We start from the raw sequence: 23,060 nt of genomic DNA, 5'->3' as shown, positions 1-23,060 counted from the left end.
TGGTTCACTGGAGGGATGACCGATCGTGACGCCCGCATCGCCGATTTCGCCGACTTCCTGACGGCCTCCCCCTCCTCCTTCCACGCCGCCGCCGAGACCGCGCGCCGCCTCGCCGATGCCGGGTCCGTCGCTCTCGACGAGACCGAAGCGTGGCCCACCGCGCCCGGCCGGTACCACGTGGTCCGCGACGGCGCGATCATCGCGTGGCACCTCCCTGCCACCGCCGACGCCGTGACGCCGTTCCGCATCCTCGGCGCGCACACCGACTCCCCCGGGTTCACGCTCAAGCCGAACCCCACGATCGGCTCCGAGGGCTGGCTGCAGGCCGGCGTCGAGGTCTACGGCGGACCGCTGCTCAACTCCTGGCTCGACCGCGAGCTCGAGCTGGCCGGTCGCGTCGTGACCCGCGACGGGAGGGAGCTTCTGGTCCGCACGGGGCCGTTCCTCCGGATCCCGCAGCTCGCGATCCACCTCGACCGCGAGCAGAACGACGGCCTCACCCTCGACCGGCAGAAGCACACCGTGCCGGTGTTCGGCCTCGGCGACGCCTCCGAGGTCGACCTGCTCGACCTGCTCGCCGCGGAGGCGGGGCTCGCCGACGCGTCCGACATCGCCGGCTACGACCTCGTGACCTGCGACACCCAGCCGCCTCGCCGCTTCGGCCTCGACGACGCGCTCTTCGCGGCCGGCCGGATGGACGACCTGAGCTCGGTCCACGCCGGTCTCGTCGCCCTGCTCGCGGCGAGCGCCGCCCCCGTGGAGCCGCGGCACATCAGCGTGCTCGCCGCCTTCGACCACGAGGAGCTCGGGTCCGCGAGCCGCTCCGGAGCCAGCGGCCCGTTCCTCGAGGACGTGCTGACCCGCATCGGAGCCGCCCTCGGCGCCGGCGTCGACGAGCGCGCCCGGGCGATCGCGGCGTCCTGGTGCCTGTCGGCCGACGCGGGCCACTCCGTGCACCCGAACCGCGCCGACAAGCACGACCCCGTGAACCGCCCCGTCGCGGGCTCCGGTCCGCTGCTCAAGATCAACGCCTCGCAGCGCTACGCGACGGATGCGCGGGGCGCCGCGCTCTGGGCGGGCGTCTGCGCGCAGGCCGGAGTCGAGTACCAGGAGTTCGTCTCGAACAACTCCGTCCCCTGCGGCTCGACCATCGGCCCCCTCACCGCGACCCGGCTCGGCATCTCGACCCTCGACGTGGGCGTGCCGCTGCTCTCGATGCACTCCGCCCGCGAGCTCGCGCACGTCGACGACCTCGTCGCGCTCGCCCGCGCGATCGAGGCCTTCTTCATCCCGGAGGCGTGACGGGGAATCCCCGCGGCCGCCGCGCCGTTGTCCCCCGCATGTCCTCGCGCCTGCTCATCGTCCACGGCTACCGCGCCTCGGTCCGGGCCCACTGGTTCCCGTGGCTCGAGCGCGAGGCCGAGGCGCTCGGCGCGACGGTGACGCGCGTCGTCCTGCCCGACGCGATGGCTCCGGATGCGGCCGCCTGGCGCTCGAGCGTCGCGGAGGCCCTGGGAGCCGCCCGGGGGCCGGGCCGCCTGGTCGTGGTCGCGCACAGCCTCGGCTGCGTGACCGCGCTGCGCGCCATCGCCGCCACCGGCACCCGCGTCGACGGCGCCGTGCTGGTGTCGGGCTTCGCCGAGCACCTGCCCGCCCTCCCGGCGCTCGACGGATTCCTCGGAGAGGATCCGGCTGCCGTGATCGCCGAGGCGGCCCCGCACCTCGGCGCCGTGCACCTCGTCCGCTCCGACGACGACCCGTTCGTCCCTGCGTCCGCGACGGACGCCCTGGCGTCGGCGCTCGGCGCCCCGGTCGACGTGGTCCCCGGCGGCCGCCACTTCCTCGCCTCCGAGGGCTTCACCGAGCTGCCCGTCGTCGGCCGCCTCGTGCGATCCCTCCTCTGACGCCCCCCTGCTGCCCCTCTCCGAGACATCGCGGATCTCGATACGCGCGCTACTCGATCAGCAAGAAGAGGTCCGGAGCATTCCTTGATGGTCGAGTAGCCCCGCAGGGGCGTATCGAGACCCACCTCACCAGGAGCGCCGACGGCGCACGCCCCCTCAGAACCGCGCGGCCACCTCGTACAGCACCTCGTCGTCGCCCGCGTACAGCCCGTCGGCCCGCGGCCAGTGCGAGATCACGTCCGTGAATCCCAGCTCCCCCGCCCGCCCGGCCATGTCCTCGAAGAGGCTCACACTCGAGAGCGAGTAGTGCGGCCCGGAGTCGAGCGACAGGTGCCGCTCGATCGAGCGAGGATCGCGCCCCGCGGCATCGAGCGCGTCGTCGAGCCGTCCGCTCAGCGCGGCCACCGCCGACCACCACTCGTCGCTCGTCGTGCCCTCGGGCCCGGTGGTCACCCAGCCCTGCCCGCGCTCCGCGACGAGCGCGAGGCCCTTCGGACCGTTGGCCGCGAGCACGAACGGCACGCGCGGACGCTGCGCAGGCTCGCCGACCATCCGGGCCCCTCGTGCCGTGAACCAGTCGCCGTCGACGTCGATCCCGCCCGAGCCCGGCTCCTCGTGCCGCAGCAGCACGTCCAGCGCCGACACGAACTCGACGTAGCGCTCGTGCCGCTGGCGGGCCGAGTAGGCGGGCTGCCCGAGCACCGACGCGTCGAAGCCCGTCCCTCCCGAGCCGATGCCCAGCACGAAGCGCCCGCCGGCGATGTCGTCGACCGTCGCGACGTCCTTCGCGAACGGCACCGGATGCCGGAAGTTCGGCGACGCGACGAAGGTGCCGAGCCGGATCGTCTCGGTGACGAGCGCCGCCGCGGTGAGCGTGGGGATCGTCGCGTGCCACACCTGGTCGGCGAGCGACCGCCACGAGAGGTGGTCGTAGGTCCAGGCGTGATCGAAGCCGAGCCCCTCCGCCGACTGCCACTTGCGGCGGGCGGTGGTCCAGGTCTCCTGCGGGAGGATGACGATGCGTGGCGCATCGTCCCAGCGTAGGGTCAGGCCCCCACCGGCGTCGCCAGGATGTCGTCCCACTCCTCCGCGCGCTCCCAGCGGAAGCCGTGGCGCTCGTAGAGCCGGCGGGCGGGGCTGAGCTTCAGCACGTCGATCCGGAACGGCAGTCCCGCCCGGGCCTCCTCGGCCATCACGTGCCGCAGCACGGCGGATCCGGTGCCCCGGCCCTGCGCGGACGTCGCGAGGTAGAAGTGCTCGATCCAGACCGCGTCGTCCTCGACGCGCGAGGCGATGCAGCCGACGTCGACGCCGTCGATCACGATCACCCGCGTGCGCTCGGGCACGAAGCCGTCGAGGAACCGGTGCCGCACGCGGTGCTCGTCGTAGCGGTCGAGCCGCTCGAGGTCGGGGCGCATCACGACGGCGCGGAGCTCCGCGATCCACTCGGCGTCGTCGACGGTCGCCGGCCGCAGGCTCCAGTCAGCGGCCACGGGGCTTCCGCGTGCGCCGCACGACGGCCTTCGCCGGACCGGGACGCGCGGGCTTCTTCTTGCCGCCGCCCGCCTTCTCGGCCTTCTCGCGCGCCTCGCGGGCCTTGGCCTTGGCCGCCTTCGCACGCGACTCGACCTTGGGGGTCGCGGCCGTGCCGCGCGTGGTGTTCGAGCTGCGGCCGCGGACCACGCCGATGAAGTCCTCGACGTCGTCCGTCTTCTCCTCCGTGACCCACGCCAGGCGCACCGCGGTCGGCGCGACTCCCGAGACCGGCACCGCCCGCACGTCCTTGCGGCTGTGCACGCGGGCGACGGCCTGCGGCACGATCAGCACGCCCACGCCCGCGGCTACCTGCTCGACGGCGTCGTCGAGCCCGGACATCCTCGGCAGCGCGCGCCGCGAGCCGTCGGCGACCTCCACCGCGACGGCCGCCCACTCCGGCACCGCCGACGGCTCCTGCAGCAGGTGCTCGTCGGCGAGGTCGGCGACGTCGACCGACTCCGCGTCGGCGAAGGCGTGCTCGCGGCCGAGCACCACGACCGGCTGCTCGTCGTAGAGGTGGATGGCGCTGAGGAGGGAGGCGTCGACGTCGCCCCGGACGAACGCCACCTGCGCGCGGCCGTCGAGCAGCGCGCGCGCCGTCTCGTCCTCGGCGAGCGCCAGCACGCGCAGCGGCAGGTCCGCGCGGCGGTCTCCCCAGATGCGCGTCCACTTCGTCGGGGTGACGCCCGGCGCGAGGGCGACGGAGAAGACCGGGCCCACGGGCTCGTCCGCCTCGACGGCCTCCACCTCGTCCGCATCCGGCTCGTCCGCAGGCGGCTCCTGCGCACCGGACGCGTCCCCGTCCGGCCCCTCGATCGCAGCCTCGTCCAGGCGCTGGGTCCCGACGGCGTCGGCGTCCTGCTGCGGGGTGTCCGGCTCGTCGCTCATCCGTCCAGGGTAGGCGCTGTGCGCGCGACGGTAGGGTTGCCGCATGGCCAAGGCGACACAGACGATGAAGGCTGCGACCGCGGCGAAGAAGCTCCAGATCTTCCTGCCCGCGACCCCGGAGGAGTTCCAGGAGTCGGCGATCACGCGCGAGCAGTACGACGAGCTCGTCGCGAACCCGCCGGCGTGGCTCGTGGAGCTGCGCGAGAACGGGCCGCACCCCCGCCCCGTCATCGCCTCGCGGCTGAACGTCTCGATCTCGGGGCTCGCCCGCGGCGGCATCACCGACGCCCTCACGACCGACGAGATCCAGGCCCTCCTCGACGAGGTGCCCGAGTGGCTCCGCGTCGAGCAGAACCGCTACGCCGAGGTGCGCCGCGAGCAGGCCCGCCTGAAGTCCGAGCGCGCCGCCAAGGCGCCGAGTAGCCCTCCCCCTCTGTCGAACCGGTCGGCGTCGACTCCTCCTCCGTCTCCTGCGAGCAGCTGTCCGAAGGTCGGCCGCACGGTGCGCGGCCGACGCCGGGAACATCGACTGCCCGTGTGCGTCGGCTCCGAGCAAGTCCCTGGCGACGTCGGTCGACGACGGCGGCGCCGAGACCCGACCGAGGTCCACGCCGCCGAGGCGGGGGTCGAGCGGTTCTTCCGGGCCCCGCCGAAGCACCTCCAGTGGTGTCCGCGACGGCGAGGGGCGGGGGTGTCACTTGCTGTCGGCGCGGCCGATCGGGTCGGTGCTGGTGCGGAACGCGCGGCGGGCAGTGGGCCAGCTGGTCGCGTCGACGTTCAGAGCGGTGCGGAGGTAAGCGGTGCTCATCCGCTGGATGACGGCGACCCGTTCCGGGTTCTCGTCGGTGGTCTCGGCGACGTCGTACCCGACGATCCCGCCGAGGGCGTGCTCGGCGCCGGAGAAGGTGAGGAGGTCGGTGGCGCCGGGGCTGTGGGTGTAGGCGTCGGTGAACCAGTCGGGTCCACGGCTGGACATCGTCGACTGGTCGTGGTCGCCGGCGATCACGAGCGTCGGGGTGGTGAGCTCGCGGAACGAGGGGCGCATGAACGGGAAGTTCGCCTGTGCGAACGGGTGGAGGTCGTCACCCCCGAGACCGGTGGCGGCGAGGAGGACGCCCGCGGTGATGCGGCTGTCGGACATGTCCTCACCGACCTGACCGTCCTCATCGAGGATCCGTGCGCCGAGGAGCGACTGGGCCGTCTGACCACCCCAGGAGTGTCCGGTGGCGGCGATGCGGCTCCGGTCGACGCGGCCGGCGAGGCCCGGGACGGCGGCTTCGACGGTGTCGAGCTGATCGAGGATGCGGGTCAGGTCGGCGATCCGCTCGGTCCAGATGGTGGGGAAGACGGGGTGGTCGAACCCGAATCCGTTCCGGCGCGAGTCCAGGTGCGTGGGCTGGATGACGACGAAGCCCCGCGAGGCCCAGAAGGCGGTGAGGGGAGCGTAGCCGTCGAGGTTCCACCCGTTGCCGTGGGAGAACACGACGAGGGGAAGATCCGTGCCGGTCGCAGGTGCCGACACGCGCACGTCCAGCGGCACAGGGCGATCCGGGGCGAGCAGTGCGACAGGCGCGACGGACACGACCGGGCTGCCGACGCCGATGATGTCGTCCAGCGCGGAGAGGAGTGGTGAGGGCATGGGAGTTCCTTCCGGGGTAGCCGCTCTGCGATACTGATTATCGGAGCGCTGCTCCGCAACGTTACGGAGCACCGTTCCGAAATGCAAGCGAGCCGTTCGACGACCGCGGAGGAATCGATGACCGAGACACGGAGCGACGACCAGACGGCTGTGCGGTCGGTCGGTCGTCCCCGTCGGAGCCGGCAGGCCCTGTTGGATGCGGCCGCAGCGGTGTTCGTGGAGTCCGGTGTCGACGCACCCGTCCGTGAGATCGCGGCGAGAGCCGGTGTCGGGATGGGCACCGTCTACCGCCACTTCCCGACCCGGCCCGAGCTGGTCGTCGCGGTCTACCGACACCAGGTCGAGGCGTGCGCAGAGGCCGGGCCGCGGCTCCTCGCGGAGAGCGCATCCCCGGAGGCGGCTCTGCGGCAGTGGGTGGCACTGTTCGTGGACTTCCTGGTGACGAAGCACGGTCTCGCCGGGGCGGTCCACGGTGACAGCAGCGGATCGGATGTCCTGCACGCGTACTTCGTGGACCGCCTCGTGCCCGTCTGCGGCGCTCTCCTCGACGCGGCCCGTGCAGATCGAGGTTCTCCGTCGGGAGAATCGGCCCTGAACGGGTACAGCCTCTTGAAGGGTGTCGGGAACCTCTGCATCGGAGCCGCGAACGACTCCGACTACGACGCCGATCGGCTGGTGCAGGCTCTCGTGTCCGGCGCGCTCACATCCAGCCGACCGCCGGCAGCGGGAGTCCAGTAGCGCACCACCGCGGCTTCGGCGGAGAGCAGATCACGAAGCGCATCGGCAGCTCTGGGACGTCGTCCGCCTCCCACTCCCGCGCCACGAGCACGCCTTCGGCCTGACCGACACAGTGCGATCGCGCTCGCGTCCCGGAGTGGCATCTCGCGCGGCAGTGCCCCCTACTGGTTCGAGAACGCCGCGTCGAACGACGCCGTCGGCGTCCTCCAGAGCAGCGAGCGGATGAACCCCACGGCCTCCGCCGCCCCGTGCAGTCGGTCCATCCCCGCGTCCTCCCACTCGATCGAGATCGGGCCGGAGTAGCCGATCGCCTCGAGCGCGCGGAACGAGTCCTCCCACGGCACGTCGCCGTGGCCGGTCGACACGAAGTCCCAGCCGCGCCGCGGGTCGCCCCAGGGCAGATGGGAGCCGAGCACGCCGGCCCGGCCGTTCTGCGGGCGCATCCGCGTGTCCTTGCAGTCCACGTGGTGGATCCGGTCCTTGAAGTCCCAGAGGAAGCCGACCGGGTCGATGTTCTGCCACATCATGTGCGACGGGTCCCAGTTGAAGCCGAAGGCCTTCCGGTGGTCGATCGCCTCGAGCGTCCGCACGCTCGACCAGTAGTCGTAGGCGATCTCGGACGGGTGCACCTCGTGCGCGTAGACCACGCCCTGCGCGTCGAACTCGTCGAGGATCGGGTTCCAGCGGGTCGCGAAGTCCTGGTAGCCCTCCTCGATGACCGACGCCGGCACCGGCGGGAACTGCGCGACGTAGGGCCAGATCTTCGACCCCGTGAAGCCGACGACCACGTCGACGCCGAGCTTGCGCGCGACGCGGGCCGAGCGCTTCATGTCCTCCGCCGCCCGCTGCCGGACGCCCTCGGCGTCGCCGTCGCCCCAGGTGTAATCGCGCACGAGCGCCTTGTGGCGGAAGTCGATCGGGTCGTCGCAGACGGCCTGCCCGGTGAGGTGGTTCGAGATCGCGAAGACCTCGAGTCCGTACCGGTCGAGGATCTCGAGCCGCGACGCGGCGTACGAGTCGTCCTCGTCGGCGCGCTTGAGGTCGAGGTGATCGCCCGACGCCGCGATCTCGAGGCCGTCGTAGCCCCACTCGGAGGCGAGCCGGGCCACCTCCTCGAACGGGAGGTCGGCCCACTGGCCGGTGAACAGGGTCACCGGGTGCGTGGCGGCGTAGGACTTCTCGCTCATGGCGCTGTCTCCTTCGACAGGGGGGTCAGAGCGCGGCGGGCACGGTGACCCAGGCGCCGGAGTCGGCCGCGTCGAGCACGGCCTCGGTGATGCGGGCGGCGCGGAGTCCGTCGTCGAAGGTCGGCAGACCCTCGACCTCGGCTCCGGCGATCGCGGCGTACGTGTCGCGGGCGAACGCGGTGAACGCGTCCTGATAGCCCATCGGATGCCCGCTGGGCACGATCGAGAGGCGGGCCGCGTCGGGAGCGAGGATCGCGCCGTCGCGCGGCACGAGCACCGCGCTGTCGCGGCGCCCCACCCAGAGCGTCTCGGGCAGCTCCTGCTCGAAGCGCAGCGACTCCTCGAGCCCCGACACCTCGAGCACGAGCTCGTTGCGGTGACCTGCCGTGACCTGCGAGACGAGGAGGGTGCCGACGGCACCCCCGGCCAGGCGGACGATCGCCCCGGCCACGTCCTCGGTCTCGACCGCACGGCCGCCCCGCTCGGCGTGGATCGTGCTCGTGATCGCCGCGAGCGCCTCGATCCGCTCGCCCGTCACGAACTCGAGCAGGTCGACCAGGTGCGAGCCGATGTCGCCGAAGGCGCGCGAGCGCCCGCCGGCCGCCGGGTCCACGCGCCAGTTGTCGTCGGAGGCGCCCAGCAGCCAGTCCTGCAGGTAGCTGCCGCGCACCGTCACCAGCCGGCCGGTCTCGCCCGCGGCGACCCGGGCGCGCGCCTCGCGCACCATCGGGTGGAACCGGTAGGCGAACGGCACGGTGGCGACGATCCCCGCGGCAGCAGCGGCGCTCGCGAGCGCCTCCGCCTGGGCCACTGCCCCCGCCAGCGGCTTCTCGCACACCACGTGCTTGCCCGCGTCGATCGCCGCGAGGGCGAGCTCGGCGTGCGACGCGTTGGGCGTGCAGACGTGGATCACGTCGATGCCGTCGTCCTCGACCAGCGCCCGCGCGTCGGCGTAGGCGCGCTCGAAGCCGAGCTCGCTCGCCGCCCTCTCGCCCTTCTCCGGGCTGGAGGAGGCGACGCCGGCCAGGACCGCGCCCGCGCTGCGGGCCGCCCGGCTGTGCACGGCGGCCATGAACCCGCCGCCGAGCACGCCGACGCGCAGGGCTCCGCCCATCAGACCAGGGTCGCTTCGCTCGGATCCCAGTCCTCGGGGACCGCGGGACGCGGCGCGACCGTGCTCTCGACGAGCACCTTCTCGCCCGTCTCGGCCGCCTCGAGGAGCGACAGCATCACATCGGTCACGTGGTACGCGAGATCGCCCGACGCCGCCTCGGGCCGATCGGCCCGGATCGCCCGGGCGAGCTCGAGCACCCCGGTGCCGCGCGAGAACGTCGATCCGGTGGCCGGGACGACCTCCGGCTCCGTCTCGCCCCGGCGGTACAGGGTGACCTCGCCGTCGTGCATGTTGGGGTCGGGCAGCACGAGCGTGCCCTCGGAGCCGTTGATCTCGACGAAGCCCATGCGCTGCATGCTCGACTCGAAGCTCCAGACGCCCTGCGCCGAGGCGCCGGACTCGAAGCGCAGCAGTCCGCCGATGTGCGTGGGGATCGTGACCGGGAACTCCGTCCCCTCGCGGGGGCCGGAGCCGACGACGCGCGTGGCGCGGGCCTGCGAAGACACCGCGGTGACGCTCTCGACCGGGCCGAGGTTCTGCACGAGGGTCGTGATGTAGTACGGCCCCATGTCCAGCAGCGGGCCGCCGCCGGGCGCGAAGAAGAACTCGGGGTTCGGGTGCCAGCCCTCGGGGCCGGGGCCCTGGAAGAGGGTGATGGCCGAGAGGGGCGTGCCGATGGCGCCGCTCTCGATCACGCGCTGCGCGGTCTGCAGGCCGGCACCGAGGAAGGTGTCGGGCGCCGTCGCGACGCGCAGCCCCTTCTCCTTCGCCAGGGCGAGCAGCTCGACGCCGCTCTCGCGGTCGAGCGAGAAGGGCTTCTCGGTCCAGACGTGCTTGCCGGCCTCGAGGGCGCGGCGGGCGACCTCGACGTGCGCGGCCGGGATCGTCAGGTTGACGACGATCTCGATGCCGGGGTGCGCGAGGAGCTCCTCGACGGGGCCCGATCCGGGCACGCCGAACGCCTCGGCCTGCGCCTTCGCGCGCTCGAGGTCGATGTCGGCCACGAAGAGCACCTCGAGGTCGGGGAAGACCGTGAGGTTGGTGAGGTACTGGGTGCTGATGTTCCCGGCGCCGATGACGCCGACGCCGACGCGTCCCGAGCCGCTCATGCGGAGAGCTCCGAGACGTAGCGGAAGCCGGTGGTCAGGCCCTCGAAGATGTCGCCCGCGTAGGCGTCGAACTCGAGCACGGGGAGCGCCTGCGGCGCGGCGGCGAGGATCGACGGGATGTCCATCGCGCCGTCCCCGGCGGGCAGCTGCTCCTGGGTGTCGCTCGAGACGGGGCCGTCCTTGATGTGCAGGAAGCGGACCTTCTCGCCGAGGCGGCCGAGCACCTCGGCGGGGTCGTCACCGCCGACCGCGGCCCAGTAGGTGTCGAGCTCGAGCACGATCCGCTCGTCGAGCAGGCCCGCGAGGTGCTCGAAGGCGCTGCGGCCGTCGACGCGGTTCTCGAACTCGAACGCGTGGTTGTGGTAGCCGAGGGTGATCCCGCGCGAGGCGGCGGAGTCGACGAGCGCGTTGAGCTCGTCGGCGATCGTCGCCACGTCGTCGGCGCTGGTCCAGCGCGTCGGGTCCACGTGCGGATCGATCACGGTCTGCACGCCGAGCGAGGCGGCGATGTCGAGGATCTCGTCGACGGAGGTGCCGTCCTGCGGGCCGAGGAGGCGCGCGTGCGCGCTCGGGGCGGTCAGGCCGCTCGCGGGCAGCGCCGAGCGGTAGCCCTCGGCGAGGTCGACGAACGAGAAGAGCTCGACCTTCGTGAATCCGATGCCGGCGAGCCGGTCGAGGGTGGCGGGCAGGTCGGCGGCGAGAGGCTCGCGGACCGAGTACAGCTGGACGGAGAGGTCTGTGGATGTGGCCACCGGGGGTGCTCCTGATCGACGTCGAACGTGGGTGCTCCGAACCCTACGCGGGCTTTTGCGTCCCAACAAGCAGAACTTCGCGACTCGGCGGGAGAAGTCGGTCGTGTCCCCAGCAGAAGACCCGGCGCTGTGGTTGACTTCGGCCATGCCGTCCCGCCGCCGCTCCGCCACGAGCGCCCCGGGCGAACTGCTGCTCCTCCTCTCCGACGGCGACGCCCGCACCCGCGCCGACGTGGTCGCCGAGACCGGGCTCCCCCGCGCGGCGGTCTCGGCCCAGCTCGACCTGCTGGCCGCCACCGGCCTCGTCGTCCGGCGCGACGACGCCCCTCCTCGGGCGGCCGCCCCGCCGCCCGCATCGCCTTCGATCCGAGCGCCCGCAGCCTGCTCGCGATCGACCTCGGCGCCGCGCACGCCACGATCGCCCTGACCGACCTCGACGGAGTCGTCCTGGCCGAGAGGCGCGAAGCGATCGCGATCGCCGACGGTCCGCACGCCGTCCTGGGCCACGCGCTCGACACCGCCGCCGCCCTGGTCGCCGAGGCCCCCGCCGCCGGTCCGCTCGCCGGCGTCGGCGTCGGAGTCCCCGGACCGGTCGAGCACGCCACGGGGCGGCCGGTGAAGCCGCCGATCATGCCCGGCTGGGACCGCTTCGACATCCCCGCCTTCGTCGCGCGCACCCTCGCCGTGCCCGTGCTCGTCGACAACGACGTGAACCTCCTGGCCCTCGGCGAGCACGCCGACCACTACGCGGGCGTCGACGACCTCCTCTACGTGAAGGTCTCCACCGGCATCGGCGCCGGCATCGTCAGCGGAGGTGCGCTGCAGCGCGGCGCCCTCGGCGCGGCCGGCGACCTCGGGCACGTGCAGGTGCCGGGCGATCACGGCGACGCCGACCTCGAGGCGATCGCGAGCGGCTCCGCGATCGCCCGCCGCCTCGGCGGCGACGTGGGCAGCACCTCCGACGTCGTGCGGCTGCTGAACGCGGGCGACCCGACCGCCGTCGAGCTGACCCGGGCCGCGGGCCGCGACATCGGCGAGGTGCTCGCCACCTGCGTGAACCTCCTGAACCCCTCCGTCATCGTGATCGGCGGCAGCGTCGCGGAGGCGAGCCACGAGGTCCTCGCGGGCGTCCGGGAGGTCGTCTACCGCCGCTCCCTCCCGCTGGCCACCCGCTCGCTCGACATCGTGCAGGCCTCCGGCGACCGCGGTGGCGGCGTCCGCGGGGCCGCCCTGATGGTGCGCCGGCACCTCCTCTCCCCCGCGGTCGTCGACTCCTTCCTCGCCGCCTCCTGACGCTCCCCCGGATCCTGCGGGATCTCGCGCTCGGCGAACGCCGGAGCCCCGCGTGCCGATTCGGCGCGGCCCTCGAACGGGCGCAGAATGTATCGGTGCCCGATCTGCAGCTCACGTTCCCCTGGGAGACGCAGCCCGTCTTCCGGGAGGCCGAGCCGCCGCACCTGAAGCGGGTCGTCGCCCACTCCGGCGATCGCGTCGCCTGGCTGCGCGCCCGCTCCCGCGGCATCACGGCGACCGACGTGGCCCGGCTCTCCTCGACCGCCGCGATCGACCGCGTCGCGCTCGACAAGCTCTACGGCAGCGGCTTCGGCGGCAACGCCTTCACCGATCACGGCCGAGCCCGCGAGCCCGAGATCGCCGCCTGGGTGCTCCGCGAGCACGAGATCGAGCCCAGCAGCACCCTCTTCCACGCGAGCCAGGAGCGGCGCCACCTCGCCACTCCCGACGGCATCGGCCTGCGCGAGGACGGCCGGCTCGAGCTCTGCGAGATCAAGACCACGACGAAGCCCTGGCGCAGCATCCCGCGCCACTACCTGCGGCAGGTCTTCTGGCAGCAGTACGTGCTGGGTGCCGAGCGCACGCTGGTCGTCTGGGAGCAGCACCGCGACTTCGTCCCGATCGACGCCGAGCCCGAGTTCCGCTGGGTCGACCGCGACGAGGACGAGATCCACGTCCTCGTCCGCCTCGCGGGCATGCTGATGGCCGAACTGCACGAGAGAACCCGCTCGGGCGCGCGGTGACCGTCCTCCTCCTGCACGGTCTGGGCGGCGACCGCTCCCAGCCGCTGGGGCTGCTGCGGCCCGCGCTGCCCGCGGGCAGCGAGGTGATCGCGCCCGACGTCCGCGCGCACGGCGCCTCCGACCTCCTGGGCGCGAGCGCCGACTTCTCGCTCGACTCCCTCGCCGACGAGGTCACCGAGCACGTCGTCCGGGCCGGAGCCGCGCACAAGCCGCTCACGGTGCTCGGCATCTCGATGGGCGCGGCGATCGCCCTGCGCCTGGCCGCCCGGCGGTTCCTGCCGATCGACCGCGCCGTCTTCGTCCGCCCGGCGTTCACCTCCGAGCCGCTGCCCGAGAACCTCGCGGTGTTCCCCGTCCTCGCCCAGCTGCTGCACGATCACGGGGCCAAGCGCGGCGAGCGGGTGTTCCGCTCCTCCGGGCTCTTCCACCGCGCCCAGGAGGAGTCGCCCGCCGGCGCCGAGGCGCTCGCGCAGCAGTTCCGCGCGCCGAAGGCCGAGGAGCGCGCCGTCCGCCTCGCCGAGATCCCGCGGAACGCGGCCTACCGCGACTCGACCGAGCTCTCGCAGGTCATCGCGCGGACGCTCGTGATCGCCGCCGAGCGCGATCCGGTGCACCCGGTCGCTGTCGCGGAGCAGTGGGCGCGAGCCCTTCCGGAGGCGTCGCTCGAACGGGTCCCGCCGCGGGACGACGGGCAGCAGCGCCAGACGGAGCTGCTGCGCGGCCACGTCCGCGACTGGCTCGCGCAGAGCTGAGCTCTTCGCGCGCGAGCACCGCGCCCACGACCGCCAGCCAGAGCAGGGCGATCGCGGTGGCGACGAATTCGAGCGTGCCGCCCAGGCGCATCCAGACCCGCAGGAGCGACAGGATCGCGCCCGCGCCGGCGACCACCGCGACCGCGATCCCGGCGATCAGCGAGAGGCGGGCGACGGCCGGCCGCTCCCGCGCCGTGGCGAGCTGCAGCATCGCGACGCACGCCGAGGCGAAGCCGAGCACGGCGGCGCTCGTGTGGATCAGGTCCTGCCAGCTGAAGCTCGCCCCGACCGGCAGCGGGCAGCCGGCCGTGCAGGTCACCTGCGAGGCGAGGGCGAAGCACGCCGACGCCAGCAGGAGGGCCAGCGCGGGCGCAGAGCGGGGAGCAACCGCGTGCGCACCGCGCGGGCGCGATCGCGACGGCCGTGCCTCCCGCGGCGACCAGGAGCAGAGCGGCCTGCACGACCCCCGCGGTCGGCATGTCGGGAGCGCCCATCTCGCTGACGTAGACCCAGCGGGTGAGGCTGAGGCGCGCCCCGAGCAGCAGCGCCAGACCGGCCAGGACGAGCACGGAACCGGCGATCAGCAGGGGGCCCTCGACTCGTCCACGCTGCATCCCCCCATCGTGCCAGACGGCGCCTCCGAGCCCGCCTCACCTCCCGCACGGGGGACCGAGAGCCAATCTTCTCGGGCGGGTGACACCGCCGTAACAGCGCGGACTCATTACCTCGATTGACTGAGCGAGGCGCTCGGAGACGGGGTCGGGGGACGCACGCCAGAGCGTCGCCCACCTCTGGAACCACCACCGGGGCCGAGACACAGGAAGGGCGATGATGCACAGCAGTGCGCTCGGACACGGCCTCACGATCGGCGAGATCCCGGAGGAGGTGGTCCTGCCCGACACCATGACGGCGGCGGTCATCGACGCACCGGGCGACGCCTCGGTGCTGCACCTCGCGACCGTGCCGACCCCCACGGCCATCAACGCCGAGTTCACCGTCAAGGTGGTCGCGGCCGGAGTGAATCCACTCGATGTGAAGACGCGCGCCGGTCGCGGAGTCGCCTCGCAGATCTCCTCCTACCCCGCGGTCCTCGGCCACGACTTCTCGGGCGTGGTCGTCTCGAGCCCGTACCCCGCGCACCCGCTGCGCCCCGGCGACGAGGTCTACGGCTTCGTGATGGTGCCCCGCTACTCCGGCTCCTACGCCCAGTACGTCAGCGTGCCCAGCGTCTCCGTCTCGCGGAAGCCCTCGACGCTGTCGCACGTCGAGGCGGCCGGCGTCCCGCTCGCCGCTCTGACCGCGTGGGGCATGGTGGTCGAGCTGGCCAAGGCGCACGAGGGCCAGCGGATCCTCATCCACGCCGGATCCGGCGGAGTCGGCCACTTCGCGGTGCAGTTCGCCGCCTACTTCGGCGCCTCCGTCATCGCCACCGGGTCCACCCGCAACCAGCAGTGGCTGCGCGAGCTGGGCGCCACCCAGGTCGTCGACCACACCTCCGAGCGCTTCGACGAGGTGCTCGCCGACGTCGACGTCGTGATCGACCTCGTCGGCAACGTGCACGACGACACGGGGTCGCGCTCGCTGCGCGTGCTGCGGCCCGGCGGCCTGATCGTGAACGCGCCGACCGGCAGCTGGCCCGGCTTCTTCGAGGAGGCGGCCGCCGCGGGAGTGCGCGCCTCGACGTTCAAGGTCGCGCCCGACGGAGCGACGCTGGCCGTCGTCTCGCGCCTGCTCGAGTCGGGCGACGTGCGCGTCTTCATCGACGGCGTCTTCCCGCTCGAGAAGGCGGGCGAGGCCCACGAGCAGCTCGAGACCGGCCACACCCGCGGCAAGATCGTCCTCACCGTCTGCGAGGGCTGACCCGCCGGATCAGGGCAGCGGGCGCTCCAGCACGAAGTCGTCCTCGTAGCGGTCGCCGACGAGGAAGCGCTTCTCGCCCACCACCGCGAAGCCGTGCCGCGCGTAGAACCGCTGCGCCCGCTCGTTGAGCCGGTTCACCCCGAGCCACACCCCCGAGGCCCCGCTCCCCCGGGCGTCCTCGAGCGACGCCGCCATCAGCGCCGAGCGACCCCGCTGCCGTGACTGCCGGGCAGGACGTAGCACTTGCTGAGCTCGACGGTCGGCCGGAGGCGCACCGCGGCGGCCGCGTCGGCGTCGCCCGGCTCGCCCCGCACGAGCATCGTGTAGCCGACCACCGCCCCGGAGGCGTCCTCCGCGACGAACAGCGACCGGGCCGGGTCCGCGAGGTAGCCCGCGAAGCGCTCCTCCGACAGCACCGTGCGGATGAACGCGGCCTTCGCCTCCTCGCTAGTGTGCGGCGGGCAGGCCAGCGGGAAGGTGATCGCCGCGACCTCGGCCAGAGCGGGGGCGTCGGAGGCGACGGCGGGGCGGACGACGGATCGGAGGGAGTCCGGAAGCATGACGTCCAGTCTGCCCGCGCAGCAGGGGGAAAGACGAAGGAGGGGGCCCGCCGAAGCGGACCCCCTCCTGTCGGTGCTGCCGGAGCAGCGACTCCGACTTACGCGAGGACGTTGACGTCCAGCGGGATGCCGGGGCCGAAGGTCGTCGAGACGGCGGCCTTCTGGATGTAGCGGCCCTTCGAGGAGGAGGGCTTGAGGCGGTTGATCTCGTCGAGAGCCGTCTTGAAGTTCTCCTGGAGCTGCTCCTCGGTGAACGCGGCCTTGCCGACGACGAGGTGCACGTTGGCGTGCTTGTCGACGCGGAACTCGATCTTTCCGCCCTTGATCTCGTTCACGGCCTTGGCCACGTCCGGGGTCACGGTTCCGGTCTTCGGGTTGGGCATGAGGCCGCGGGGACCGAGCACCTTTCCGAGACGGCCGACCTGGCCCATGAGCTCCGGCGTCGAGACGGCGGAGTCGAACGCGACGTATCCGCCGGCGACCTTCTCGATGAGCTCGGCGCCGCCGACCTCGTCGGCGCCCGCGGCGATCGCGGCCTCAGCGGCCGGACCCGTCGCGAACACGATGACGCGGGCGGTCTTGCCCGTGCCGTGCGGCAGGATGACCGTGCCGCGGACCATCTGGTCCGCCTTGCGCGGGTCGACGCCCAGCTTCAGCGCGACCTCGACGGTGCTGTTGAACTTCGCGGAGCCGGTCTCGCGAGCGAGCGCGACAGCCTCCTCGGCGGTGTAGTACTTGCCCTCTTCGAGCTTGGCCGCGGCGGCCCGGTAGGCCTTCGACTTCTGTGCCATGTTGTTTCTCCTTGAAACGAGAATGTGGTTCTAGAGCCTGGCGGGCTCTCCCACGGGGTGTTGAGTTCTTGAGTGACGCGACGTGACGAGTCGCAGAGCGGTGTGGCTGCTCCCGGGGCGAGGAGGAGGTGTCGTGCGACCCATTGAGGGTCGCTGTCACTTCTCGCAGTCTCCCGAGGACGACGGTCCACTGGACCGTCGGGCTGCCGCCGTCCGCGCAGCACGGGAATCACCCCGTGCAAGCGCTGGAACGGGATCAGCCCTCTACGGTGATTCCCATGCTGCGCGCGGTGCCGGCGATGATCTTCGCGGCGGCGTCGATGTCGTTGGCGTTCAGGTCGACCTGCTTCGCCTCGGCGATCTCGCGGACCTGCGCCTGGGTGAGCTTCGCGACCTTCACGGTGTGAGGGGTCGAGGAGCCCTTGGCGACGCCGGCGGCCTTCTTGATGAGCTCCGCGGCGGGCGGGGTCTTCAGGATGAAGGTGAACGAGCGGTCCTCGTAGACGGTGATCTCGACGGGGATGACGTTGCCGCGCTGCGACTCGGTCTGCGCGTTGTACGCCTTGCAGAACTCCATGATGTTGACGCCGTGCTGACCGAGCGCCGGACCGATCGGGGGCGCGGGGTTCGCCGCGCCGGCCTTGATCTGGAGCTTGATCAGGCCGGTGACCTTCTTCTTGGGGGCCATTCTGATTCCTTTTCTCAGGGTTCGAGTGGTCGGGGGTTCCCGGCCGCTCTCCCGCGCACCCGACGGGGTCGGATCGCGGTGGAGGAGGGTCGGTCGGTGCGCACGCGGACGGGCGCCGACACGAAAACCCGTACGAGCTTACACGGCTCCGGCCACTCCCGACAGGGCGGATCCGCCCGCCGCGCACCATCTGTAGGCATCCGCACCATCTGCAGGCATCTGCACCCTCTGCAGGCACCCGCACCATCTGCAGGGGAAGCGCGCCCGGCCTCGCCTGCGAGGCGGAGGAAAGCGCTTCTTCGTCGGGATCCCCTGCAGATCGCACCGGCACCCGCGCCGACGAGCACCCCCGGAACGGCGAACGCCCCCTCCGCCGGAGCGGAGAGGGCGTCGACGCGACGTCGGGACGTCAGAGCTTGGTGACCTGGTCGAACGACAGCTCGACGGGGGTCTCGCGCTCGAACAGCGACACGAGCACCGTGAGCTTGCCGCTCTCGGGCTTGATCTCGCTGATGGAGCCGGGGAGCCCGGCGAACGAGCCCTCCTTGATGGTGATCGTCTCGCCGATCTCGAAGTCGACCTCGGCGGGCAGCACGCGCTGGGCCTGCTTCTGGCCCTTCGCGCCGGGCGCCTTCGAGGGGGCGACGTCCTTGATCTCGACGAGGCTCTTCAGCATCGTGAAGGCCTCCTCGAAGCGCAGCGGAGTCGGGTTGTGGGCGTTGCCCACGAAGCCGGTCACGCCCGGGGTGTGGCGGACGACCGACCACGAGTCCTCGTTGAGGTCCATGCGCACCAGCACGTAGCCGGGGATGCGCACGCGGGTGACCATCTTGCGCTGGCCGTTCTTGATCTCGACCACGTCCTCCATCGGGACCTGGACCTCGAAGATGTAGTCCTCGGCCTCGAGCGAGACCTTGCGGTTCTCGATGTTCGACTTCACGCGCTTCTCGAAGCCGGCGTAGGAGTGGATGACGTACCACTTGCCGGGCTTGCCGCGGAGCTCCGTGCGGAACGCCTCGTAGGGGTCGATGTCGGCGAGGTCCTCGCCCGCGGCCTCCGCGTCCTCGGCGGCGACCTCGGCCTCGTCCTCGACGGCCTCGAGGGCCGCTTCGGCCTCCTCGACGGTGTCGATGTGCGCGGCCTCGTCGACGGCGCGGTCGGCGTCGGGGTCGTCGACCGACCCGATGGCGTCGAGCGCGGCCTCGAGGTCGGACGCGAGGTCCTCCTCGGACTCGTTCTCGTCGATGACGCTCAGGGCGCCCTCCTCGGCGGGCTCGACGGAGTCCTCCGCCTGCGTGAGGGTGCCGCCCTCCTGCGTCTCCTCGACCTCCGACGACTGCTCGGCAGCCGTCGACCAGTCGACGTCGTCGCGGTTTCTGTCAGACACTCGTCACAACTCTCTCTCGATCGATGCGGTCGGCGCCCCGAGGGCGCGTCCCGCTGTGGCCGGCATCCTCCGCAGAGGCGGATCCGGATGCCACCGGGTCAGGCGCCTGGTGTGCCGAAGACGTACGTGACGGCCAACGCGAACACCCAGTCGAGGAACGAGACCAGCGCCATCATGATGACGACGAAGATCAGGACCACCACGACGTAGTTGCCGAGTTCTTTCCTGGTCGGCGTCACGACCTTCTTCAGCTCGGCGATGACCTGCCGGATGAAGAGGGCGATCCGCGCGAACGGATTGCGCCGCGCCGCACGCTGCTGATTCGCGATCGCGACGACGTCCTCGCTCGGCTCGTCGACTGCTTTCCCGGCCACCTGCACGCACCTTTCCCGCACCGGAACCTCCGGTGTGGCCGGCCGCCCATCGGGCGACCCTGGACCGATGTCCGCTGCATCGCGGGGACCGCGTGCGACGGGCATCGATGTGCAGGGCGGACAGGGCTCGAACCTGCAACCTGCGGTTTTGGAGACCGCTGCTCTACCAATTGAGCCACCGCCCTATGGATGCCGTTGCGGGCATCCGAGGAGGAACCGAACCCCGCAGCACCCGTCGCAGCCCTGTCGGGCGCGGTGAAGAGTGGCAGAGTTCGACTACCTCGGAAGAGTGTACGTGGACCCGCCAGGAGTGTCCAGCCGGGCCCCGGGGAGCGGATGCGGCCTCGCGCGCGCAGAGGATACGCTGGCGCTCGTGTCTGCTCCCACGCGCGTCTCCGCCCGAATCTCCGCCATCGCCGAGTCCGCGACCCTCAAGGTCGACGCGAAGGCCAAGGCCCTCCAGGCGCAGGGCCGGCCCGTCATCTCGTACGCGGCGGGCGAGCCGGACTTCCTCACTCCCGAGCACATCGTCGAGGCCGCGTCGGCCGCCGTGCTCGATCCGAAGAACTACCGCTACACCCCGGCGGCGGGTCTGCCCGACCTCCGCGCCGCGATCGCCGAGAAGACGGCGCGCGACTCCGGATGGGCGGTGGAGGCGTCGCAGGTCGTCGTCACCAACGGCGGCAAGCAGGCCGTCTACCAGGCGTTCCAGACCCTCCTCGACGACGGCGACGAGGTCCTCGTGCCGACCCCCTACTGGACCACCTACCCCGAGGCGATCAAGCTCGCCGGGGGCGTGCAGGTCGACGTCTTCGCCGGAGCCGACCAGGGCTACCTCGTCACGGTCGAGCAGCTCGAGGAGGCGCGCACCGAGCGCACCAAGGTCCTGCTGTTCGTCTCGCCGTCCAACCCCACCGGAGCGGTCTACTCGGCCGAGCAGACCCGCGCCATCGGCGAGTGGGCGCAGGAGCACGGCCTCTGGGTCATCGCCGACGAGATCTACCAGAACCTCGTCTACGCCGTCGACGGCCAGGACGACGCCGGACCGCTCGAGCGCGCCACCTCCATCGTCGAGGCCGTGCCGGAGCTGCGCGACCGCACGATCCTCGTCAACGGCGTCGCGAAGACCTACGCGATGACCGGCTGGCGCGTGGGATGGATGGTCGGCCCCGCCGACGCGATCTCGGGCGCCTCGAACCTGCAGTCGCACCTCTCGAGCAACGTCTCCAACATCTCGCAGCGCGCCGCGATCGCCGCCCTGACGGGTCCGCAGGAGCCGGCCGAGGAGATGCGCCTCGCGTTCGACCGCCGCCGCCGCACCATCGTGGCCGAGCTGAACGCGATCGACGGCATCGACTGCCCCACCCGGGCGGCGCGTTCTACGTCTACCCCGACGTGCGGGGCCTGCTGAACCGCGAGTGGGACGGCGTCACGCCGACCACCTCCCTCGAGCTGGCCGACCTGATCCTCGAGAAGGCCGAGGTCGCCACCGTCCCCGGAGAGGCCTTCGGCCCGAGCGGATACCTGCGCCTCTCCTACGCGCTCGGCGACGACGCGCTGCTCGAAGGCGTGCAGCGCCTGCAGAAGCTGTTCTCGTAAGCCTCTCTCCTCCTCCTTCGTCGTCGTCGATCGGCCGCAGTCGGCTCGTGAAGACGGTCGCGTCTCGCAGAGCGGGGCGCGTCCGCCTACGGCGATCCGCTGACACGCGGATCCCCGGTGACGCTCGGCCGTGCCGGCGAGCCGGTGGCTGCTTCTCCGGATGTTGGAGGAGGTGGGGCGCGGCTGTGCCGGCACCAGTGCGGGGACTGCTCGCAGCTGGTACGGACCTCGATCGCGACGCCACCTGAACGGGGCGGCTCCTCGCCGCGGGCGGGGGCGGTCGTGGGGGAAGAGGGGGGAAATCGCAAGAGGGGTGGTGAAAAGGGTGCAGAGCTGTCAATGGGGGCCGCGACAGGGCACGCTGGTGCGATGAGCCCCGACGCAGCAGTCCGAGTCCGAGATCTGCGGAAGGACTACGGTGGCGCGCCGGCACTGACCGGCATCTCGTTCGACATCCACCGCGGGGAGACGTTCGCCCTGCTCGGACCCAACGGCGCCGGCAAGTCGACGACGATCGAGATCCTCGAGGGCTACCGCGACCGCTCCGGCGGCGAGGCCTCGGTGCTCGGAGTCGACCCGCGCCACGGCGACCTCGCCTGGAAGTCCCGCCTGGGCATCGTGCTGCAGTCCAGCGGCGAGTCGGGCAACGCGACGGTCCGCGAGCAGATCGCGCACTTCGCCGGGCTCTACCCGCGTCCGCGCGACGTCGACGAGACCATCGAGGCCGTCGGCCTCACCGCGAAGGCGCGCTCGCGCATCGGCAAGCTCTCGGGCGGTCAGCGCCGCCGGGTCGACGTCGCCCTCGGCATCATCGGCCGCCCCGAGCTGGTGTTCCTCGACGAGCCGACCACCGGGTTCGACCCGGAGGCGCGGCACTCGTTCTGGGAGCTCGTCGCGCTTCTGAAGAGCGAGGGGACCACCATCCTCCTCACCACCCACTACCTCGACGAGGCCGCCCGCCTGGGCGACCGCGCGGCCGTCATCGCCGGCGGCCGGCTCCTGGCCATCGGCCCGGTCGGCGAGATCGGCGGCGACGAGGCGCGGGTGCCCATCGTGCAGTGGGAGGAGGCGGGGGTGCTCCACCGGGTCCGCACGAGCGAGCCGACGCGCTTCGTCGCCGAGCTGTGCGCGCGCCTCGGCGAACCGCCGGCGCTCGAGGTCCGGCGGCCCAGCCTCGAGGACATCTACCTCGACCTCATCCGGGACGACCGGGCGAGCGACGGCGGAGTCGCCCTCGACATGATCGGAGAGCCGGCATGAGCACGATCACCCAGGCCCGTCCGCGCACCCGGCTGCGCACCGGCCCGGGGCGCACCCTGCGGCTCGGCGCCGCCCGCGCCCGCTACGAGGTCCGCTCCTACTTCCGGGCGCCCGACCAGGTGTTCTTCACCTTCCTCTTCCCGGTGCTGCTGCTCACGATCTTCTCGGTGGCGTTCGGCGAGAACGCGATCATGCAGGCCGACCCGCAGGATCCGGGCATCACCATGGCCGAGTACTACGTCCCCGGACTCGTGGCCGCGGGGATCCTGCTCTCGGGGGTGCAGAACCTCGGCGTCGACATCGCGGTGGAGCGCAGCGACGGCACGCTCAAGCGCCTCGCCGGAGCCCCGCTGCCGGTGCTGAGCTACTTCCTCGGCAAGTTCGGCCAGGTGCTGGTCACCAGCGTCGCGCAGACGGCGCTGCTGCTGGTCGTCGCCGCCACGGCGTTCTCGGTCGAGCTGCGACCGACGGGGGCCGCTGGGCGACCTTCTCGTGGATCTACCTCGCCGGAGTCGCGACCTCCGCGATCCTCGGCATCGCGGTCTCGGCGCTCCCCCGGTCCGGCAAGAGCGCGACCGCGGTGATCGTGCCGCCGCTGCTGGTGCTGCAGTTCATCTCGGGCTCGTACCTGTCGTTCACCACGCTGCCCGACTGGCTGCAGAACATCGCGAGCGTGTTCCCGCTGAAGTGGATCGCGCAGGGCATGCGCGCCGTGTTCCTCCCCGCGGACTTCGAGCAGCTCGAGGTCGACGGGGCCTGGGATCTCGGCGGCGTGGCGATCGTGCTCGGCGTCTGGCTCGTCCTCGGACTCATCGCGAGCCGGCTGACGTTCCGCTGGATCCGCCGCGACGCCTGATCGGAGCAGCGGCCGCAGGCCGCGCGTCGG

21 protein-coding genes, 1 tRNA gene and 4 pseudogenes are annotated in these 23,060 nt (G+C 72.2%); 12 read left to right on the top strand and 14 right to left on the bottom strand.

Going from position 1 to position 23,060, the window contains the following annotated elements; all coding sequences use genetic code 11:
- The first annotated feature begins 15 nt into the window (after positions 1-15).
- The gene (locus B0T42_RS10620) at positions 16-1,302 is read left to right on the top strand and encodes a M18 family aminopeptidase (RefSeq protein WP_077223120.1); all 1,287 of its coding nucleotides are present in this window, start codon (positions 16-18) and stop codon (positions 1,300-1,302) included.
- Between the two features lie 38 nt (positions 1,303-1,340).
- Entirely contained in the window at positions 1,341-1,904 is a 564-nt protein-coding gene (locus B0T42_RS10615) for an RBBP9/YdeN family alpha/beta hydrolase (RefSeq protein WP_077223119.1), read from the top strand.
- Between the two features lie 156 nt (positions 1,905-2,060).
- On the opposite strand, the gene B0T42_RS10610 is transcribed toward B0T42_RS10615, so the two are convergent.
- Genes B0T42_RS10610 through B0T42_RS10600 form a run of 3 tightly spaced genes read right to left on the bottom strand, consistent with a single transcriptional unit; the run spans position 2,061 to position 4,328 of the window.
- The gene (locus B0T42_RS10610) at positions 2,061-2,987 is read right to left on the bottom strand and encodes an LLM class flavin-dependent oxidoreductase (protein WP_236720221.1); all 927 of its coding nucleotides are present in this window, start codon (positions 2,985-2,987) and stop codon (positions 2,061-2,063) included.
- Positions 2,951-3,397: a GNAT family N-acetyltransferase gene (locus B0T42_RS10605; RefSeq protein WP_236720220.1), complete on the bottom strand. Its 447-nt coding sequence runs from the start codon at positions 3,395-3,397 to the stop codon at positions 2,951-2,953. The genes B0T42_RS10610 and B0T42_RS10605 overlap by 37 nt, the downstream gene beginning before the upstream one ends.
- The gene (locus B0T42_RS10600; RefSeq protein WP_139344480.1) at positions 3,387-4,328 is read right to left on the bottom strand and encodes a LysR substrate-binding domain-containing protein; all 942 of its coding nucleotides are present in this window, start codon (positions 4,326-4,328) and stop codon (positions 3,387-3,389) included. The genes B0T42_RS10605 and B0T42_RS10600 overlap by 11 nt, the downstream gene beginning before the upstream one ends.
- Positions 4,329-4,392: 64 nt before the next feature.
- On the opposite strand from B0T42_RS10600, the pseudogene B0T42_RS21295 reads away from it, so the two are divergent.
- A pseudogene (locus B0T42_RS21295) lies at positions 4,393-4,743 on the top strand (DUF5997 family protein); the annotation flags it as partial.
- Between the two features lie 279 nt (positions 4,744-5,022).
- Here B0T42_RS21295 and B0T42_RS10590 read toward each other — a convergent pair.
- Complete coding sequence (locus B0T42_RS10590) at positions 5,023-5,967, bottom strand: alpha/beta hydrolase family protein (protein WP_077223117.1); 945 nt, start codon at positions 5,965-5,967, stop codon at positions 5,023-5,025.
- Positions 5,968-6,084: 117 nt separating this feature from the next.
- Here B0T42_RS10590 and B0T42_RS10585 point away from each other — a divergent pair, with 117 nt between their 5' ends.
- Complete coding sequence (locus B0T42_RS10585; protein WP_077223128.1) at positions 6,085-6,705, top strand: TetR/AcrR family transcriptional regulator; 621 nt, start codon at positions 6,085-6,087, stop codon at positions 6,703-6,705.
- A 161-nt stretch (positions 6,706-6,866) separates the two neighbouring features.
- Here B0T42_RS10585 and B0T42_RS10580 read toward each other — a convergent pair whose 3' ends face one another.
- Genes B0T42_RS10580 through B0T42_RS10565 form a run of 4 tightly spaced genes read right to left on the bottom strand, consistent with a single transcriptional unit; the run spans position 6,867 to position 10,867 of the window.
- Positions 6,867-7,892, bottom strand: a complete 1,026-nt coding sequence (locus tag B0T42_RS10580) for a sugar phosphate isomerase/epimerase family protein (RefSeq protein WP_077223116.1) — start codon at positions 7,890-7,892, stop codon at positions 6,867-6,869.
- A 25-nt stretch (positions 7,893-7,917) separates the two neighbouring features.
- Positions 7,918-9,006 carry a Gfo/Idh/MocA family protein gene (locus tag B0T42_RS10575; RefSeq protein ID WP_077223115.1) on the bottom strand — a complete coding sequence of 363 codons (1,089 nt, stop codon included), beginning with the start codon at positions 9,004-9,006 and terminating at the stop codon, positions 7,918-7,920.
- Positions 9,006-10,115, bottom strand: coding sequence for a Gfo/Idh/MocA family protein (locus tag B0T42_RS10570; protein WP_077223114.1), 1,110 nt, complete (start codon positions 10,113-10,115; stop codon positions 9,006-9,008). Before B0T42_RS10570 ends, B0T42_RS10575 begins: the two co-directional genes overlap by 1 nt.
- The gene (locus tag B0T42_RS10565) at positions 10,112-10,867 is read right to left on the bottom strand and encodes a sugar phosphate isomerase/epimerase family protein (protein WP_236720219.1); all 756 of its coding nucleotides are present in this window, start codon (positions 10,865-10,867) and stop codon (positions 10,112-10,114) included. Before B0T42_RS10565 ends, B0T42_RS10570 begins: the two co-directional genes overlap by 4 nt.
- Between B0T42_RS10565 and B0T42_RS22315 the strand changes: the two genes are divergently transcribed.
- The 5 genes from B0T42_RS22315 to B0T42_RS10545 all read left to right on the top strand — a co-directional run bounded on the left by B0T42_RS22315 (position 10,773) and on the right by B0T42_RS10545 (position 15,515).
- Positions 10,773-11,294 (top strand): MarR family transcriptional regulator, encoded by a 522-nt coding sequence (locus B0T42_RS22315; protein ID WP_342418232.1) that lies wholly within the window; start codon positions 10,773-10,775, stop codon positions 11,292-11,294. The two genes, B0T42_RS10565 and B0T42_RS22315, sit on opposite strands and share 95 nt — an antisense overlap.
- A complete protein-coding gene (locus tag B0T42_RS10560; protein WP_236720224.1) occupies positions 11,222-12,160 on the top strand; it encodes an ROK family protein in 939 nt (312 codons plus the stop codon). Before B0T42_RS22315 ends, B0T42_RS10560 begins: the two co-directional genes overlap by 73 nt.
- Before the next feature lie 95 nt (positions 12,161-12,255).
- Entirely contained in the window at positions 12,256-12,903 is a 648-nt protein-coding gene (locus tag B0T42_RS19170) for a YqaJ viral recombinase family protein (protein WP_446737370.1), read from the top strand.
- Positions 12,900-13,655, top strand: coding sequence for an alpha/beta fold hydrolase (locus tag B0T42_RS19165; RefSeq protein ID WP_158078102.1), 756 nt, complete (start codon positions 12,900-12,902; stop codon positions 13,653-13,655). Before B0T42_RS19170 ends, B0T42_RS19165 begins: the two co-directional genes overlap by 4 nt.
- A gap of 831 nt (positions 13,656-14,486) precedes the next feature.
- Positions 14,487-15,515: an NADP-dependent oxidoreductase gene (locus B0T42_RS10545; protein WP_446737372.1), complete on the top strand. Its 1,029-nt coding sequence runs from the start codon at positions 14,487-14,489 to the stop codon at positions 15,513-15,515.
- A 9-nt stretch (positions 15,516-15,524) separates the two neighbouring features.
- Here the strand turns inward: B0T42_RS10545 and B0T42_RS10540 are convergent.
- From B0T42_RS10540 to B0T42_RS10515, 6 genes and pseudogenes are all read right to left on the bottom strand, one after another.
- Positions 15,525-16,075, bottom strand: a pseudogene (locus tag B0T42_RS10540) (N-acetyltransferase family protein).
- Between the two features lie 98 nt (positions 16,076-16,173).
- Entirely contained in the window at positions 16,174-16,866 is a 693-nt protein-coding gene (gene rplA / locus B0T42_RS10535; protein ID WP_055790630.1) for a 50S ribosomal protein L1, read from the bottom strand.
- 256 nt (positions 16,867-17,122) lie between these two features.
- Positions 17,123-17,554 carry a 50S ribosomal protein L11 gene (gene rplK / locus B0T42_RS10530; protein WP_055790620.1) on the bottom strand — a complete coding sequence of 144 codons (432 nt, stop codon included), beginning with the start codon at positions 17,552-17,554 and terminating at the stop codon, positions 17,123-17,125.
- 409 nt (positions 17,555-17,963) lie between these two features.
- Positions 17,964-18,941, bottom strand: coding sequence for a transcription termination/antitermination protein NusG (nusG, locus tag B0T42_RS10525; protein WP_055790617.1), 978 nt, complete (start codon positions 18,939-18,941; stop codon positions 17,964-17,966).
- Between the two features lie 98 nt (positions 18,942-19,039).
- On the bottom strand, positions 19,040-19,315 hold the full coding sequence (gene secE / locus B0T42_RS10520; protein WP_055790614.1) for a preprotein translocase subunit SecE: 276 nt from the start codon (positions 19,313-19,315) through the stop codon (positions 19,040-19,042).
- 112 nt (positions 19,316-19,427) lie between these two features.
- Positions 19,428-19,500, bottom strand: a tRNA-Trp gene (locus B0T42_RS10515).
- Positions 19,501-19,688: 188 nt separating this feature from the next.
- Here B0T42_RS10515 and B0T42_RS10510 point away from each other — a divergent pair.
- The 3 genes and pseudogenes from B0T42_RS10510 to B0T42_RS10500 all read left to right on the top strand — a co-directional run bounded on the left by B0T42_RS10510 (position 19,689) and on the right by B0T42_RS10500 (position 23,030).
- Positions 19,689-20,914: pseudogene (locus B0T42_RS10510) on the top strand (pyridoxal phosphate-dependent aminotransferase).
- A 369-nt stretch (positions 20,915-21,283) separates the two neighbouring features.
- On the top strand, positions 21,284-22,174 hold the full coding sequence (locus tag B0T42_RS10505; protein WP_077223112.1) for an ABC transporter ATP-binding protein: 891 nt from the start codon (positions 21,284-21,286) through the stop codon (positions 22,172-22,174).
- Positions 22,171-23,030, top strand: a pseudogene (locus B0T42_RS10500) (ABC transporter permease). Before B0T42_RS10505 ends, B0T42_RS10500 begins: the two are co-directional and overlap by 4 nt.
- Positions 23,031-23,060 lie beyond the last annotated feature (30 nt).

Source organism: Rathayibacter rhapontici (assembly GCF_001995175.1).
Taxonomy (GTDB): Bacteria; Actinomycetota; Actinomycetes; order Actinomycetales; family Microbacteriaceae; genus Rathayibacter.
This window is presented reverse-complemented; position numbering and strand designations above follow the sequence as displayed.

Bases quoted from the DNA above. Each gene is read 5' to 3' on its own strand.
- B0T42_RS10620 (WP_077223120.1), top strand. From the start codon at position 16: ATGACCGATCGTGACGCCCGCATCGCCGATTTCGCCGACTTCCTGACG.
- B0T42_RS10615 (WP_077223119.1), top strand. From the start codon at position 1,341: ATGTCCTCGCGCCTGCTCATCGTCCACGGCTACCGCGCCTCGGTCCGG.
- B0T42_RS10600 (WP_139344480.1), bottom strand. From the start codon at position 4,328: ATGAGCGACGAGCCGGACACCCCGCAGCAGGACGCCGACGCCGTCGGG.
- B0T42_RS10590 (WP_077223117.1), bottom strand. From the start codon at position 5,967: ATGCCCTCACCACTCCTCTCCGCGCTGGACGACATCATCGGCGTCGGC.
- B0T42_RS10585 (WP_077223128.1), top strand. From the start codon at position 6,085: ATGACCGAGACACGGAGCGACGACCAGACGGCTGTGCGGTCGGTCGGT.
- B0T42_RS10580 (WP_077223116.1), bottom strand. From the start codon at position 7,892: ATGAGCGAGAAGTCCTACGCCGCCACGCACCCGGTGACCCTGTTCACC.
- B0T42_RS10575 (WP_077223115.1), bottom strand. From the start codon at position 9,006: ATGGGCGGAGCCCTGCGCGTCGGCGTGCTCGGCGGCGGGTTCATGGCC.
- B0T42_RS10570 (WP_077223114.1), bottom strand. From the start codon at position 10,115: ATGAGCGGCTCGGGACGCGTCGGCGTCGGCGTCATCGGCGCCGGGAAC.
- B0T42_RS22315 (WP_342418232.1), top strand. From the start codon at position 10,773: ATGCCGGCGAGCCGGTCGAGGGTGGCGGGCAGGTCGGCGGCGAGAGGC.
- B0T42_RS10545 (WP_446737372.1), top strand. From the start codon at position 14,487: ATGCACAGCAGTGCGCTCGGACACGGCCTCACGATCGGCGAGATCCCG.
- rplA (WP_055790630.1), bottom strand. From the start codon at position 16,866: ATGGCACAGAAGTCGAAGGCCTACCGGGCCGCCGCGGCCAAGCTCGAA.
- rplK (WP_055790620.1), bottom strand. From the start codon at position 17,554: ATGGCCCCCAAGAAGAAGGTCACCGGCCTGATCAAGCTCCAGATCAAG.
- B0T42_RS10505 (WP_077223112.1), top strand. From the start codon at position 21,284: ATGAGCCCCGACGCAGCAGTCCGAGTCCGAGATCTGCGGAAGGACTAC.